Here is a 14,087-nt window from a genome sequence, read left to right as displayed (position 1 = left end):
AGTGATGAGTTGGCTGACGCCGGTGTATTTCCTCGCGTCAGCCAACTCATCACTCATCGTTCATCATTCATCACTAACAAATCACTACTTTTGCATTATGCCTGCTCCTATTCAAACAAATCTTGAATCGGCCCGGATGATTTTCACGGCCTACCTCGAACGGAAAGGTTTACGGAAAACGCCCGAACGTTTTGCTATTCTCGAAGAAATCTACAACCGGCAAGACCACTTCGACGTGGACGAGTTGTTTATTTCAATGAAAAATAAAAACTACAGCGTTAGCCGGGCCACCGTCTATAATACGCTCGACGTACTGGTTGACTGCGATCTGGTGACGAAGCACCAATTTGGCCGCAATCTGGCCCAATACGAAAAATCGTATGGCTATCGCCAGCATGACCACCTGATCTGTACCGACTGCCACAAAGTGATGGAGTTCTGCGATCCGCGTGTGCAGAATATTCAAAATATGGTGGGCGACATGCTGAAGTTCAATGTCATGCATCACTCGCTTATCTTCTACGGCTCCTGCGCCCGCGATTTCTGCGAAAACCGAAACACAGTGAACAGTGAGCAGCCAACAACCAACAGTGTTTACAATGAACAGTCAGCAACCCCGGCAGGGAACCGCAACAACGGATAGGTGCTGGCCGATGGTAACGGATAACTGTTGACCACTCACTACGGACTGCAAACACTGTTGGTTGCTGACTGTTCACTGACAACTGAAATCATGCCCCTTGCCCAACTGAACATTTCGCGGATGCTCGCCTCTACCATCGCCCATCCGATCATGGCGGACTTCGTAGCCCAGTTAGACACCATCAATACGCTGGCCGAACAAAGCGACGGATTTATCTGGCGACTGACCGGCGACGGAAATGATGCTACGTCGCTGCGCCCGTTCGATGACGAGCGGATTATCGTGAATATGTCGGTTTGGGCATCGCTGGAACAGTTGCAGCATTTCGTGTTTCGCTCGATGCATACCGCCGTCATGCGCGACCGGACGAAGTGGTTTGAGAAGCCCGGCGTGGATTCGCCCAACCAGTTTATGACCGTACTCTGGTGGATACCTGCGGGACACATTCCCACGGTCGACGAAGCCAAAGAACGGCTGGCACGTCTGAACGCACACGGCCCCGGCCCTACAGCGTTTACGTTTCGTAACGTATGGCCTGAGCCGGAAAGCATTATTAACTTGCACCATCAATCAGTTATTAAAACTGCTGCCTGATATGAATCCATATGCAACTTTAGTCGATTTTATGCTGGCTAATATCTCTCCAGAGAAAGTGTTAAGTTTCAGGGTTTCTGAAGAAGTACACGACTATTTTTATTCACTATTGGACAAGGAGAAAAACGGCACAGCTACACCCGACGAGGTTGAAACAATCAACAACTTCATGAATGTAGAACACATCATGCGATTGGCAAAGGCAAAAGCAAAGCAGTATGCCCACCAATAGCGTTCCAGTTCCCCTTTCATCCCGAAAACAAGTTGCCCAGCGAGCAGCTTATTCATGCGAAATAAAGGGACCGACATTGCTTCCATCGATTGGAGTAATCATGAGATAGTTCGTTTTTACAATCCGCGTACAGACATCTGGTCTGAACACTTTCGGTTAGTAGGCGGATTCATTGAAGCACTATCAATTATTGGTAAAGTAACCGTTGACATCTTCCGATTCAACGACAAAGTCAGGTTGCCCGATAGAGGCATTTTTTAATTTCCAGACGAATGGTAGACGTTTTATTGGGCCTCCAGTGGGGCGACGAAGGAAAAGGGAAAATTGTGGATGTACTGGCACCACAGTATCAGGTTGTGGCCCGGTTTCAGGGTGGCCCCAACGCTGGGCACACACTCGAATTCGATGGCATCAAGCATGTTCTGCACCAGATTCCGTCTGGCATTTTCCGGAATGACACGCTCAACATCATCGGCAACGGCGTAGTACTCGACCCGATTGTGTTCAGACGCGAAATCGACGGGCTGGCTAAATTTAACTTGGCCCTGACGCAGAATTTAGAAATCTCGCGCAAAGCGTCGATCATTATCCCGACGCACCGGCTTTTAGATGCAGCTTACGAACAGGCCAAAGGAGCCTCGAAAATTGGCTCAACGCTGCGCGGTATCGGCCCCACCTATCAGGACAAAGTGGCCCGGCAGGGGCTGCGCGTGGGTGATATTCTGTCGCCCAATTTCGCCGAAAAATATAACCGGCTGGTAACGACGCACAAGATAATTCTGGAGCAAAACCAGTTTGACTATGCCTCAATACTGCCCGATGCCGAAACGGAGTTTTTTGCGGCTGTAGAGTTCATGAAGCAGTTTCAGCTTACCGACAGCGAGTATGCCATCAACGCGGCCCTTACGGGCGGTAAACGAATTCTGGCCGAAGGCGCACAGGGATCACTGCTCGACATTGATTTCGGGTCGTATCCGTTTGTGACCTCATCCAGCACCATGACCGCCGGAGCCTGCACGGGTCTGGGCGTAGCACCACGTCAGATTGGCGAGGTATTCGGCATTTTTAAAGCCTATTGTACCCGCGTTGGCAGTGGGCCATTCCCTACTGAGTTGCTCGATGAAACCGGCGAACGAATGCGGCAGGAAGGACGCGAATTTGGTTCCACCACGGGCCGCCCGCGCCGGTGTGGCTGGCTCGATCTGCCCGCGCTGAAATACGCTGTTATGATTAACGGCGTAACGCAGTTGGTGATGATGAAGGTAGACGTGCTGAATATTTTCGACGAAATTCAGGTCTGCACACACTACCAACTCGCCGATGGTACGCTAACCGAGCAAATGCCATACGACCTGACCGATACCGACGTAACGCCCATTTATAAATCGTTTAAAGGCTGGCAGACCGATCTGGCCGGGATTCGCTCATTCGATGACATGCCCCCTGCCCTGGCCGATTACGTGCTGTTTCTGGAAGAAACACTTAATCTGCCCATCAGTTTCATTTCGACCAGCCCCGACCGCGAAGCCATCATTCAACGCCAGGGTGTTGCAGCCTGACGTTGTTGCGTCGGGCAGTGGCCTTCGCGCAGGTCATAGAATTAACTACAATTTATCTGACAAACATGAGTCATCCCGAATTTTGAGTGAGGGCGAAGGCCACCATTAAAGCGTTTGAGATGGCTAACCGCAGTCTGTAAATCGGCACCGACGAGCATCGGTGCCGATTGCCTGTTCGGGGTACCCACCGTTTCAAAAATAGGGGTATCCAATCCGGCCAGTGGCGTAACAGCGATAACAGAAAGTCATACACTAAACTGACTATGCCCAACAGCTTTAGCCGGTTCTCCCAGAACCACAGCCGGGGCGACTCCAGGCCGAACTCGGCCTTGCCCGCTCGAAAAGCCTGTTCAATCTGCCAACGGTGCATGTAACTGTGTACCAGTAGCCAAGCCTGATGCACATCCCGGACGGGTACGGATGTGAGCAGGTACATGGGCGGTTGCTGATGCCTGCGATCCCGGACCACCAGCAACCATAAAGGCAATAGCTCATGCTCCGCATGACGAACGGCCAGCCAACCCACACTGACCTGTTTGGTAATCTTACGTTCCTTGTCGCGCAGGAGCTTACGGCTCTGGGGCGCACAACTACGGGCCAGCAGATGGGTCTGTTTGGTGCCTTTTTCGCCGTGAGTCAGTAGGTGATTCTTTTTCCAGCGCACCAGAAAGTCCTGTTTGAAGTGGCTCATCCACTCAATCGTCCAGCTACTGGCATAGCCCCGATCCAGCACATGCAGCACGGAAGCTGGCAGATGGGCCTGTAACTGCCTAAGCAGACGGAACATGATGTTGGTACCCACCTCTTTATGCTTGCCCCGCGTCGTCCACCAACTCATCTGGCACACACTGGGTGTTTCGCCCAGCGCGGCCAGTAATACACCCGTCCAGTGAAAGCCCGGCACGCAGATGCGGGCTGAAGGGGGCTTGTAGAAGCCTTTCTTGATCTTGGTGAGTCGTTTCCCCTTGCTACTTTCGACTGAACAAAGTCCTTCGACAAACCAACTTTCTGGCTTCTCGATGCGACTATCATCCCACACCAGCAAAGGCCGTTTGCCCATAGTCGCCAGTTGGGCAATGCGTCGTTGGGTCTTGGCCCAGAAAAACTCCTCGATAACAGCAGCGTCCCAATAGGCGCATCGTAAGAGGTTGCTTAGGCGTTTGGTACCTGCCGGGGCGTGGGCATGCCCAGCGATATAGCCTCCTAACTCACTCAGTAGCAGTCCCATCTTCGTGTTACGAAAGAGCAGAATGCTGCTAAACAAGGTCGCAAAGGTAGCTACGAGTCGCTTGTCGATTTGCTGGAGTAGCTGGTCTTGAATGGGTTGGAGATAGTGCTGTATTCGGGCTTGTAGAAAGTCATTCGCGGTTGACTTTACGCGCGTCGTATTGTTATTTTGTGTGCATGGCGTTGCCATAAAAAAGACCTCCTTTCTGGCTTTGGCGTTGTGGTGATGCTCAAAGCTAAGAAAGGAGGTTCTTTTTTCAGAGTGTCCCTAAAATTCGGGATGACTCATGTTTGATTTTTCTTCATAGGGTTAATTGCTATGTTCATTATTTCATATATTTACATTTCATCCTATTTCCTCTCTAACCGCTCATGAAAGTCAAACGCAATATGTCTCTCTTTGATCGATACGTTCGGGCTTTTCTGATTTTAGATTTAATTATTCTAACCGCTACTGGCTGGGGGCCTGCTCTGCTCACCGGCTTGTTGATTATCATTACAGTGAACCTGTTAATAAGCTGTGTAACAGCCTACTGCTGGCTGTACGACGTGCTTGATGTATCTACGTCCGGCGATTCCGGCCCCAGCTTTTAATTGCGTTTTTCGACCAGAAACGGCCCCGCTCCCGAAAAAGCGGGGCCGTTTTTTTGTAGTTTTGGTGAATTGTCGCCGTAAGCCTATGTCCGTCCGAGCGTTCTATCAGACTCTGTACCAAACCGATCAGCTTTTCCAGTTCCGAAACGAATCGTGGGCGATTGATGCTACCGAGCCAGAACCTACCGTTTTGGTGGTTATGCCCGAACCGCTGCCAAAAGCCGCTCCCCGGCCTACGGTGCCATCCGTTCGGCCACCAGTATTGCCCCACCGCTCTATGCCCCAGTTGAACCATAAAGTGCTGCTGCTGGCCGACGAAGAGCTGGACCCCAGCAACGTACTGTTTTTAGAAAAAATCCTGAAGGCAGTGAACCTGAACGTCGATGGCGTCGATTTGCTGAATCTCCACGGTTCGGGCGACATCGATTTCGCCGAGTTGGTACACGGGAAGCACATTCATCACTTCATCACGTTCGGCGTGCCGTTCAGCCGCATTCATTTAGATATACTGATGGACCGATACCAGCCCGTTCGGTTCTTTGGCATTAACTTCCTGATGGCCGACTCGCTGCCAACCATAGAAGCCGACCAAACGCTCAAAAAACGCCTGTGGAGTGCCCTTCAACAGATTTTCCTGCAACGATAACCTATGTCTAAACCTCCCCCGACGGCTCACAGACGGGTCTACGGAAAGTTATTACGACCACACAGCTTTGGGCTATTGCCGTTGGTATGGTCATTTCGGGCGAGTATTTCGGCTGGAACTACGGCTGGGCCGTGGCCGGTACGCTGGGCTTTCTTGTTGCCACGCTCGTTGTAACGGTGCTGTATCTCACCTTCATCTTTAGCTACACCGAGCTAACCACCGCCATTCCTGAAGCAGGTGGACCGTTTTCCTATGCGTTTCGGGCTTTTGGGCCAACGGGTGGGTTTATGGCGGGGTTTGCCACGTTGGTTGATTTTCTGATGGCTCCGCCCGCCATTGCTGCCGCGCTGGGAGCCTATGCCCATTTCCTGAACCCTGATTTACCGGTGCTGGTGGTGGCGGTGGGTGCGTATGTGGTGTTTATCGGTGTAAACATTCTGGGCATTCGTGAGTCGGCCAACTTCTCGGTAATTGTTACGGTACTGTCGGTGGTTGAATTACTCGTGTTTATGGTGCTGGTGGCTCCAGCCTTCAAAACTGAGAACGTTCTGGCTCATAACGAGGGTTTTGGCATTGGGAGCGTGTTTGCCGCTTTACCGTTTGCCATCTGGTTTTACTTAGCTATCGAGGGAGTAGCGATGGTAGCCGAAGAAGTGCATAACCCGCAAAAAACCATTCCACGCGGTTATCTGCTCAGCATTGGTACACTGGTCGTGCTGGCTCTGGGCACCATGCTCTTCTGCGCCGGTGCTACCGACTGGCGGCAACTCAGCAGCATCGATTATCCCCTGCCCGAAACACTGGCAATTGTGTTGGGCCGCACCAACTCGTGGGCCAGGATTTTTGCCGGGCTGGGCCTGTTCGGGCTAATTGCGTCGTTTCATGCCAACACGCTCGGCTATTCGCGGCAGTTGTTTGCGCTGGCACGGGCGGGGTATCTGCCCGCGTTTCTGGCCGACGTAAACACGCGCTTCCGAACGCCACACTGGTCGCTGATTGTGGGTGGGCTGATTGGTCTGGCCGCCCTGTTTTCGGGCACTACGGGCCAGATTATTACGCTCTCGGTGATTGGTGCATTAGTCATGTATATCAGTAGTCTGCTGAGTTTATTTCGGCTACGGCAAACTGAGCCTGATCTGCTCCGCCCCTACCGAACGCCCTTTTATCCGGCGTTTCCGCTTATCGCGCTGCTGTTATCGGGCGTCTGTCTGGTGGCTATTGCGTGGTATAATCCGGGCCTTAGTCTGATTTTTACGGGCCTGCTGGCCATTTCGTGGTTACTGTTTCGGCGGTTTGTAGTGGGCAAATTGAAAAGTGAAGCTTTAGTGCGTTAATTCGTAAAAAAATGAATTTGGTATCTGAACGGTATGGGCATTGTGCGGTGAGAGTTTTTTACTAAACAGTAGCATTTCAGACCAGAACGCTCTACTTTCGTTTTGAAAATACTAAGGCCACTAACTTAAGTAGCTATGAATCCGCTCTTTACAATGGATAAAGCGGCTTACGCCAACTTACTGGCGGGCCTGAACAACCTCCACTTTGTTGAGCGGAAAGGCAACCTGACCGACTTCCGGCTTTACTACGACGATCTGTGGCTGTCTGATACGGCTGTTATCGATAATATTCACCTGTACCGGGGCGAGTGGGAGGTCGAACTTATCTTTGCCTACACAGCCAATCCGCTTCAGTTTATCAAACGCCGGATCACCTCGCACGCCTGCCCCAAGCGGGCTGCCCAGCAGGCGTACTTCATGCGCCGACTGGCAGCCAAGGACCAGCGCGGTACGCTCAGCGTTTCGGCCAGCCAACTCAACGTTTGCCTCAACTAATGGCCTATGTCTGTCTCTACCAAACAACGCATTTTATCGGCCTCGATCCGGCTTTTTAATGAGTACGGCGTCGATGCAGTGCGGCTTCAGCAAATTGCCGAAGAAATTGGCATCAGCGTTGGCAATCTTGCCTATCATTTTAAAACCAAAGACGCTATTGTCGAGTCGGTTTATGAGCAGGTACTCGATGAATTCGCCCACATTTTCCGCCAGTATCTGCAAAGTCCACAACTGAGCGCGTTCGATCAGCAGTTGAGTTTATACTATCAGTTTTTCCGGCAAAACCAGTTTTACTTAGCCGAATTTTTCAAGCAGAGCCTTGAACAGACTCCGTCTCAGCAGGTTTGGCAACGCGCCGTTAATAAAATGCTTATTCAGCTTCGGAGCTGGCTCGATTTTCAGATTAAACGCGGTGTACTGCGAGCCGAAGAAAACTCAGGTCAGTACGATCAACTGGCAGAAACGCTCTGGACGAGTCTGATCTTTCTGCCTGTATCAAACACCATGCGAGGGCGGTTGTGCAACGAGACCGTTTATAAACAAACGATCTGGAATTACCTCAAGCCTTATCTTACCACTGAAGGAGTTGCCGAATTTGACGATGTGGTGGCACCATTGATCAATTACTGAGCCTTTGGCCCACCGTATTCTATAGCGACTCCGGCACTCGTTCAGGGCGTGCGAACCTGAGCGTACTGTTGGCAGAAAATAATTTTAGAAAAATTTTTCTAATTCTCAATAAAAATTATATTTGCACTACAGATAGTTCAATTGTCGCCTTAACCTTAAGAACCCGTCTCGCATGGCTAATGTATTGTGGCTTCAGGGTGGTGCATGTAGTGGCAACACCATGTCATTCCTAAACGCCGAGGAACCGACTGTTGTCGATTTAGTAACCGATTTCGGGGTGAATATCCTCTGGCATCCGTCTATCGGGCTGGAAATCGGTGACCAGGTCATTCACCTGCTCAACGACATTGTACAGGGCCGCACCCAGTGCGATATTCTGGTATATGAGGGTAGCATTATTCAGGGACCCCACGGCACCGGCACAATGAACTACTTTGCCGACCGACCCATGCAGGAATGGGTGCGCGACCTCTCGAAAGTAGTTGGCTACGTGGTTGCCATCGGCGATTGCGCCACTTGGGGAGGTATTCCAGCCGTTCCGCCTAATCCCAGCGAGTCGACGGGCATGCAATTCCTCAAAAAAGCCAAAGGCGGCTTTCTGGGGAGTAATTACACCTCGAAGGGCGGACTGCCGGTTATTAATATCCCCGGTTGCCCGGCCCACCCCGACTGGATCACGCAGATTCTGGTCGCCATTGCCACGGGCCGCATCGGCGACGTGCTGCTCGATGACTACCATCGCCCCAAAACGTTCTTCACCGACTTTGTTCAGACGGGCTGCACCAACGTGGTCAATTTCGCCAACAAAGTGGATGGGGGCTTTGGCAAGCGCGGCAACGGCTGTTTATTCTACGAAGTGGGTTGCCGTGGGCCGATGACCCGCGCGAGTTGCAACCGCATTCTGTGGAACCGACAGTCGAGCAAAACGCGGGCTAACCACCCTTGTCTGGGCTGTACGGAGCCGGGTTTTCCTCACCACGACCTGGTGCAGGGCAGTATTTTCAAGACAATGAAGTACCTGGGCCTGCCAATGGAAGTGCCAACGGGTAATTCTAAACTTGGCTACTACATGCGGGCGGGTTTCGAGAAAGTTATGCACGGCGTAGAAGGCGCACTCGGGGTTGAAAAAGCGTACACACAGGGGTCTAAATAATCAAGCTAATCTGTCAACTACCTGCTAAAAATGGCTATTCAGAAGGAATTGAATATTTCGCCCGTGGGTCGGGTTGAGGGCGACCTCGACGTAAAGGTGTACATGGAAGATGGCGTAGTAACGCGGGCACACACGCAGGCCGCCATGTTTCGGGGCTTCGAAAAAATTATGGAAGGCAAAGACCCGCAGGCGGGCCTGATTGTGACCCCCCGGATTTGTGGCATCTGTGGCGGCTCGCACCTTTACTGCGCATCGTCGGCATTGGATACGGCCTGGCAAACTACGTTGCCTCCCAACGCCTTGCTCTTGCGTGCCATTGGGCAGGCTACCGAAACCATTCAGAGTATTCCGCGCTGGTTTTACGCCATCTTCGCAACCGATATGGCAAACAAAAAATTTGCCAACAAGCCGCTGTACGACGAGGTGGTAAAACGCTTTGCGGCTTACGTCGGCACTTCGTTTCAGCGGGGTGTCGTAGCCAGTGGTCGGCCCGTGGAGGTGTATGCCCTCTTCGGCGGTCAGTGGCCGCATTCGAGCTATATGGTGCCGGGGGGTGTGATGTGTGCGCCCACGCTCAAAGACATCACCCGCGCCCATGCCATCATGAACCAGTTTCGCAAAGACTGGCTCGAAACGCTCTGGCTGGGCTGCTCCATCGAACGCTACCTGCAAATCAAGTCCTGGGACGACCTGATGGCCTGGGTCGATGAGAACGAGTCGCAGCGCAACTCTGATCTGGGACTATTTGTCCGGGCCAGTTTAGAGTTTGGGCTGCATAAGTTTGGGCAGGGCGTAGGCAAATTCGTTGCCTATGGCACCTACCTCCACAAAGACCACTACCAGAAGCCAACCGTTGAAGGCCGCAACGCAGCCCTGATTAGCCGCAGCGGATTTTACGACGGTAATAAATACAGCGTGTTCGACCATATGAGTATCAAGGAACACGTTTCGCATACGTGGTTTGAGGATGTTCCAGCCGCGCACCCCTGGGACGAGCCGATGCCCGTACCGGTGCAGTCGCATACGCTTCATCAAACCGATTTCAAGAAAAAATACAGTTGGTCGAAGGCACCGCGCTACCAGGATTTTGCCGCCGAAGCAGGGCCACTGGCGCGGGTGATTATGAACGCCAACCCAGACAATCTGCTGCCCCACCAGGTCTTCGACCCACTGTTTGGCGATGTCATGGATAAGATGGGACCAAACGTGTTTACCCGCACCCTGGCCCGTGTGCATGAAGCCGCCCGGCTGTATGTGCTCATCGATGAGTGGCTCCGGCAGATTGACCTCAACGGCGAGTTTTACATCAAGCCTGAAGAAAAAGACGGGAAAGGCTTTGGGGCCACCGAAGCTGCACGGGGTGCGCTGGCCCACTGGATCGAAATCGAGAACGGCGTTATCAAAAACTACCAGGTAATGGCCCCCACAACCTGGAACGTTGGCCCAAACGACGATCAGGGCAAACCAGGACCCATTGAAGCCGCACTCGAAGGCACCGAAATCGAAGACCCGCACGACCCGGTAGAAGTGGGCATGGTAGCCCGCTCGTTCGACTCGTGCTTAGTCTGCACCGTACACGCCCACGATGGCAAGTCGGGTAAAGAACTGGCAAAGTTTAAACTATGACCGCCATCATGGGTTTTGGCAACCCCGTTCGTAGCGACGATGGGGTTGGCTGCTACGTAATCGACCAACTCCGGCCTGTGTTTGACGGCACGCCCGGAGTTGGTTTGTTTGATATGGGTACATCGGCATTCGAGGTGCTGTTCAAGCTGAAAGGCTATACGCGTATCCGAATTGTGGATGCCGTTGTGAACACGGGCGAAACGCCGGGTACGTTGTATAAACTGCCCGCCGAGGCCATAGAAGCCGCCATTCAGGAGGATCCGATGGTGTTTCTGCACAGCCTCAAGTGGGATCAGGCTCTGTCTTACGCCCGCAAAATCCTGGGCGATACCTACCCCGACGACATACAGGTGTATCTGATTGCTGTAGATGATACCCGGCTGGAGATAGGTCTGTCGGAAGCCGTTCGGCAGGCGGGCGAGCAGGTGGCGCATGTATTGACGAAAGACCTGGAAGCGTTTCATGCTCTACCTTAAAAACAGTAACCTGCTCATCGAAGCGGCACTGGCCCGCGACGCGTTCGGCAACGACGCACAGGTGAGCTTAGTGTATTACCCCGACCGGAATGCGCTGCTGGTGGCGGGGAAGTCGAAGGCATTTTTTGAGAAATTGCACGAAACCCACTGGGTGATACTAAAAGAACGTAACCTGCTGGGCGATAAGCTGGTAAGTATACGGGATATTCTGCTCGATCACGACCTCGACGACACCGACCGACCGCTGCTGTACGAACTCAAAAACACCGGAATTCTCAGTATCACGCTCTGAACAGCTATGCCCTACCTGAGTCTTTTTACCGACCAAATCGACGCAACCCGGCAGGTCGTTGGCCGCGAATTTCGGCTGGACGAACTGGTTGGCATTTACCCGTTGGCAGAGACAGCCGAAACCGGGCCGTACCTGACCATCTGCGACCAGCAACTGGCAGGTAGCCTGCCCTGGGACGAGTCGCTGCCGCCGGTGCTGCTACCCCGCCCGTTGACCTATAGCTCCGAAAACCTGCTGGCACTGGTGTTTATGCACCTCGGCAACTGGGAAAAAGCGTATGAATATAGCCAACACGACCGTTCGGTAGCCGACGCACTCGACCTGACCAACCGGCTGCAACAGGGTGTGCCGGTGCCACTGCCGACCCGGCCCGTCAATGGCGTTGGCACGTTCGGACTGTATCAGGGCTGGCATAATCGGGCTGTTGTGCTGCACTACGGCTACCTCGATGAAGACGTAGCGAGCGATGCGCTGGAGGAAGCCTACCAGATGGCTATACGGCACAGCCCCGACCCAACCCATCGCGCTTTCACCAGCAAGCATTTTGCTACGTATCTGCTCGATAGCGGCCAGCTTGACGAAGCCAGCCGGGTGCTGAGTACGGCACTGGAGAACCCCCAAACGCCCGAAACAGCGCGGGTTGATCTGCTGGCAGTTCAATATGCCGTGTGGCTTCAGCAACTGACGGTTCCCTACGACCCGGCCCTGCTCGACCGCACCAAAGCCGCCCTCTGGACTGTATTGCAGACCTACGAAACCGAAGGCCGGACGCTGCAAACGGGGTTGCTGCTGGTCGATGCCGCGCAGGTAGCTAATTTTCAGAATAGTTTCGCCGAAGCACTCGGCTACATCAACCGCGCCATCGGCATCTTTCGGGAAGAGGAGGCAGTGGAGCTGTTGGCCAACGCGCAGTACCGGAAAGGGGTGCTGCTCTATACCTGGGCGCAGCATGGCAGTCCGCAGTTCTACCGTCCGGCGATGGAAGCCTACCAGGAAGCCCTGAAGGTATTTACGCAGGAAAACGCCCCCGCCGTATTTGCCGAGATTCAGCATCATCTGGGGGTCATCTACTCCGAGGTTCCCGACGAAGCCAAAAAGAAAAGCATCTGGGCAGCCGTTTCGTCAAGCTCCTTTCAGCAGGCACTGACTTACTTCACCAAAGAGCAGTTCCCGTATGAATATGCTACCATCTGCAACCACTATGCCAATGCCCTGACCAAGTACCCCCCGGCTGCCCGGTCTGACAATTACGCCAAAGCCATCACGTATTACCGAGAAGCACTCCGCATCCGCACCGCAGAAACGTATCCTTACGAACGCGCCCTGACCATCCTGAACTACTTAGAAGCAGGCTGGTACGTGGGCGAAGACGATCCTGGATTGCAGCGCAGCCTGCTGAACGATCTCATCAGAAAAGCGCAGGAAGTAGAAACGCTTGTTTCCGACGAACCCCTGCTTCGGCAGGCCCAGACTCAGTTAGACCGGCTTCAATTGGTTAGTCTCGATTAACTTTACCTTTTTCGGTCATGCACGAGATTTCATTGGTACGCAACATCTTCCGAACGCTTGAAGACGAATTTCCGGCTGAAATGAATCGGGTGCGGGGCATTTATCTGAAGGTGGGGCTGCTGTCTAATGTTCAGCCGATTCTGATGCAGAACGCTTTTGCGGCTGTGCTGGATCATGAACCGCGTTACCAGCAGACCAGCCTGCACGTGGAGGTGCTGCCCATTCTGATTCACTGCGACGATTGCGATAAAACTACCGAAGTGCAGCAGTACCGCTTTGTGTGCAGTTGTGGCAAACCGAGCCGGAACGTAGTACAGGGCGAAGAATTACTCATCAGCAAAGTAGAATTTGACGAATAGCCTTATGACAACCAACAGACCCAAATCCAACCAGGCTTCGGTCGGAGCCGTGCAGTGCGAGAACACAACGCTAAGCCTGCTCAAGGTCAACGATTTTGTGGCTAAAGCCATCCGTGACCGTTTGCCCGACGTGCTGGTTATCAACGTGTGTTCGTCGCCGGGCAGCGGTAAAACCACACTCATGCAGGAAACGGGCAAACGCCTGCAAAATCGGCTGAACATGGCCGTGCTGGTGGGCGACCCCGAAACCGAGCGCGATGCCATCCGTATGCGCGAGGTGGGTATCAATGCCCTGCAAATCGTGACGGGCGGTATGTGCCACATCGAAGCCCAGATGATTTACCAGGCTCTCGACCACATTGACCTCACCGGCGTAGACGTGCTGTTTATCGAAAACGTAGGAAACTTAGTCTGCCCGGCGGCTTTCGACCTGGGCGAAGATTACCGCGTTACGCTGCTGGCATCGACCGAAGGCGACGACAAACCCAAGAAGTACCCCCGTATGTTTCTGACCAGCGAATTGATGGTGGTTTCCAAAGCCGACCTGCTGCCTTACGTTCCCTTCAAAGTCGATAACGTAGTGGCCGATGCCCGCGACATCAACCCCGACATTGAGGTGATTACGCTGTCGAGTCTGACGGGCGAGGGCATGGAAGCCTGGTGCGAGTGGCTGGTGGCGAAGGCAGAAACCAAACGGCGTGTAGCCATCGCGGCCTGA

General features: G+C 53.2%; 16 protein-coding genes and 1 pseudogene. 16 read left to right on the top strand and 1 reads right to left on the bottom strand.

From position 1 onward, the window contains the following. Positions 1 to 97: 97 nt before the first annotated feature. The 4 genes from AWR27_RS06165 (at position 98) to AWR27_RS06145 (ending at position 3,028) form a co-directional block, all read left to right on the top strand. On the top strand, positions 98 to 643 hold the full coding sequence (locus AWR27_RS06165) for a Fur family transcriptional regulator (RefSeq protein ID WP_077130386.1): 546 nt from the start codon (positions 98 to 100) through the stop codon (positions 641 to 643). A gap of 90 nt (positions 644 to 733) precedes the next feature. Continuing rightward, the gene (locus AWR27_RS06160; protein WP_077133833.1) at positions 734 to 1,237 is read left to right on the top strand and encodes a DUF3291 domain-containing protein; all 504 of its coding nucleotides are present in this window, start codon (positions 734 to 736) and stop codon (positions 1,235 to 1,237) included. A gap of 1 nt (position 1,238) precedes the next feature. Further along, positions 1,239 to 1,469 carry a hypothetical protein gene (locus tag AWR27_RS06155; RefSeq protein ID WP_077130385.1) on the top strand — a complete coding sequence of 77 codons (231 nt, stop codon included), beginning with the start codon at positions 1,239 to 1,241 and terminating at the stop codon, positions 1,467 to 1,469. 272 nt (positions 1,470 to 1,741) lie between these two features. After that, on the top strand, positions 1,742 to 3,028 hold the full coding sequence (locus tag AWR27_RS06145) for an adenylosuccinate synthase (RefSeq protein ID WP_077130383.1): 1,287 nt from the start codon (positions 1,742 to 1,744) through the stop codon (positions 3,026 to 3,028). 70 nt (positions 3,029 to 3,098) lie between these two features. Here AWR27_RS06145 and AWR27_RS06140 read toward each other — a convergent pair whose 3' ends face one another. After that, the gene (locus tag AWR27_RS06140; RefSeq protein WP_077130382.1) at positions 3,099 to 4,445 is read right to left on the bottom strand and encodes a transposase; all 1,347 of its coding nucleotides are present in this window, start codon (positions 4,443 to 4,445) and stop codon (positions 3,099 to 3,101) included. A gap of 200 nt (positions 4,446 to 4,645) precedes the next feature. Between AWR27_RS06140 and AWR27_RS06135 the strand changes: the two genes are divergently transcribed. The 12 genes and pseudogenes from AWR27_RS06135 to hypB all read left to right on the top strand — a co-directional run bounded on the left by AWR27_RS06135 (position 4,646) and on the right by hypB (position 14,087). Next, positions 4,646 to 4,849, top strand: coding sequence for a YgaP-like transmembrane domain (locus AWR27_RS06135; RefSeq protein ID WP_198045099.1), 204 nt, complete (start codon positions 4,646 to 4,648; stop codon positions 4,847 to 4,849). 85 nt (positions 4,850 to 4,934) lie between these two features. Further along, on the top strand, positions 4,935 to 5,495 hold the full coding sequence (locus AWR27_RS06130; RefSeq protein WP_077130380.1) for a hypothetical protein: 561 nt from the start codon (positions 4,935 to 4,937) through the stop codon (positions 5,493 to 5,495). Between the two features lie 47 nt (positions 5,496 to 5,542). Next, positions 5,543 to 6,829 (top strand): annotated as a pseudogene (gene eat / locus AWR27_RS06125) (ethanolamine permease); the annotation flags it as partial. A gap of 135 nt (positions 6,830 to 6,964) precedes the next feature. Continuing rightward, positions 6,965 to 7,324, top strand: a complete 360-nt coding sequence (locus tag AWR27_RS06120) for a hypothetical protein (RefSeq protein WP_077130378.1) — start codon at positions 6,965 to 6,967, stop codon at positions 7,322 to 7,324. Between the two features lie 6 nt (positions 7,325 to 7,330). Continuing rightward, positions 7,331 to 7,954 carry a TetR/AcrR family transcriptional regulator gene (locus tag AWR27_RS06115; RefSeq protein ID WP_077130377.1) on the top strand — a complete coding sequence of 208 codons (624 nt, stop codon included), beginning with the start codon at positions 7,331 to 7,333 and terminating at the stop codon, positions 7,952 to 7,954. Between the two features lie 172 nt (positions 7,955 to 8,126). Beyond that, on the top strand, positions 8,127 to 9,107 hold the full coding sequence (locus AWR27_RS06110; protein WP_077130376.1) for an NADH-quinone oxidoreductase subunit B family protein: 981 nt from the start codon (positions 8,127 to 8,129) through the stop codon (positions 9,105 to 9,107). A gap of 30 nt (positions 9,108 to 9,137) precedes the next feature. Beyond that, a complete protein-coding gene (locus AWR27_RS06105; protein WP_077130375.1) occupies positions 9,138 to 10,733 on the top strand; it encodes a nickel-dependent hydrogenase large subunit in 1,596 nt (531 codons plus the stop codon). Next, complete coding sequence (locus tag AWR27_RS06100) at positions 10,730 to 11,209, top strand: hydrogenase maturation protease (protein WP_077130374.1); 480 nt, start codon at positions 10,730 to 10,732, stop codon at positions 11,207 to 11,209. The genes AWR27_RS06105 and AWR27_RS06100 overlap by 4 nt, the downstream gene beginning before the upstream one ends. Beyond that, positions 11,196 to 11,501 carry a hypothetical protein gene (locus tag AWR27_RS06095; RefSeq protein WP_077130373.1) on the top strand — a complete coding sequence of 102 codons (306 nt, stop codon included), beginning with the start codon at positions 11,196 to 11,198 and terminating at the stop codon, positions 11,499 to 11,501. The genes AWR27_RS06100 and AWR27_RS06095 overlap by 14 nt, the downstream gene beginning before the upstream one ends. Before the next feature lie 6 nt (positions 11,502 to 11,507). Continuing rightward, on the top strand, positions 11,508 to 13,010 hold the full coding sequence (locus AWR27_RS06090) for a tetratricopeptide repeat protein (RefSeq protein WP_077130372.1): 1,503 nt from the start codon (positions 11,508 to 11,510) through the stop codon (positions 13,008 to 13,010). A gap of 17 nt (positions 13,011 to 13,027) precedes the next feature. Further along, positions 13,028 to 13,369, top strand: coding sequence for a hydrogenase maturation nickel metallochaperone HypA/HybF (locus AWR27_RS06085; RefSeq protein ID WP_077130371.1), 342 nt, complete (start codon positions 13,028 to 13,030; stop codon positions 13,367 to 13,369). 4 nt (positions 13,370 to 13,373) lie between these two features. Further along, the gene (gene hypB / locus AWR27_RS06080) at positions 13,374 to 14,087 is read left to right on the top strand and encodes a hydrogenase nickel incorporation protein HypB (RefSeq protein ID WP_077130370.1); all 714 of its coding nucleotides are present in this window, start codon (positions 13,374 to 13,376) and stop codon (positions 14,085 to 14,087) included.

The organism is Spirosoma montaniterrae, from assembly GCF_001988955.1.
GTDB lineage: Bacteria > Bacteroidota > Bacteroidia > Cytophagales > Spirosomataceae > Spirosoma > Spirosoma montaniterrae.
Note: the sequence above shows the minus strand (reverse complement) of the source record. Positions and strands in the feature narration are given on the sequence as shown.

Excerpts from the sequence above, each read along its gene's own strand:
- AWR27_RS06110 (WP_077130376.1), top strand. The coding sequence starts at position 8,127 with ATGGCTAATGTATTGTGGCTTCAGGGTGGTGCATGTAGTGGCAACACC.
- AWR27_RS06165 (WP_077130386.1), top strand. The coding sequence starts at position 98 with ATGCCTGCTCCTATTCAAACAAATCTTGAATCGGCCCGGATGATTTTC.
- AWR27_RS06105 (WP_077130375.1), top strand. The coding sequence starts at position 9,138 with ATGGCTATTCAGAAGGAATTGAATATTTCGCCCGTGGGTCGGGTTGAG.
- AWR27_RS06115 (WP_077130377.1), top strand. The coding sequence starts at position 7,331 with ATGTCTGTCTCTACCAAACAACGCATTTTATCGGCCTCGATCCGGCTT.
- AWR27_RS06130 (WP_077130380.1), top strand. The coding sequence starts at position 4,935 with ATGTCCGTCCGAGCGTTCTATCAGACTCTGTACCAAACCGATCAGCTT.
- AWR27_RS06135 (WP_198045099.1), top strand. The coding sequence starts at position 4,646 with ATGTCTCTCTTTGATCGATACGTTCGGGCTTTTCTGATTTTAGATTTA.
- AWR27_RS06085 (WP_077130371.1), top strand. The coding sequence starts at position 13,028 with ATGCACGAGATTTCATTGGTACGCAACATCTTCCGAACGCTTGAAGAC.
- AWR27_RS06145 (WP_077130383.1), top strand. The coding sequence starts at position 1,742 with ATGGTAGACGTTTTATTGGGCCTCCAGTGGGGCGACGAAGGAAAAGGG.
- hypB (WP_077130370.1), top strand. The coding sequence starts at position 13,374 with ATGACAACCAACAGACCCAAATCCAACCAGGCTTCGGTCGGAGCCGTG.
- AWR27_RS06160 (WP_077133833.1), top strand. The coding sequence starts at position 734 with ATGCCCCTTGCCCAACTGAACATTTCGCGGATGCTCGCCTCTACCATC.
- AWR27_RS06140 (WP_077130382.1), bottom strand. The coding sequence starts at position 4,445 with ATGGCAACGCCATGCACACAAAATAACAATACGACGCGCGTAAAGTCA.
- AWR27_RS06155 (WP_077130385.1), top strand. The coding sequence starts at position 1,239 with ATGAATCCATATGCAACTTTAGTCGATTTTATGCTGGCTAATATCTCT.
- AWR27_RS06095 (WP_077130373.1), top strand. The coding sequence starts at position 11,196 with ATGCTCTACCTTAAAAACAGTAACCTGCTCATCGAAGCGGCACTGGCC.
- AWR27_RS06120 (WP_077130378.1), top strand. The coding sequence starts at position 6,965 with ATGAATCCGCTCTTTACAATGGATAAAGCGGCTTACGCCAACTTACTG.
- AWR27_RS06100 (WP_077130374.1), top strand. The coding sequence starts at position 10,730 with ATGACCGCCATCATGGGTTTTGGCAACCCCGTTCGTAGCGACGATGGG.
- AWR27_RS06090 (WP_077130372.1), top strand. The coding sequence starts at position 11,508 with ATGCCCTACCTGAGTCTTTTTACCGACCAAATCGACGCAACCCGGCAG.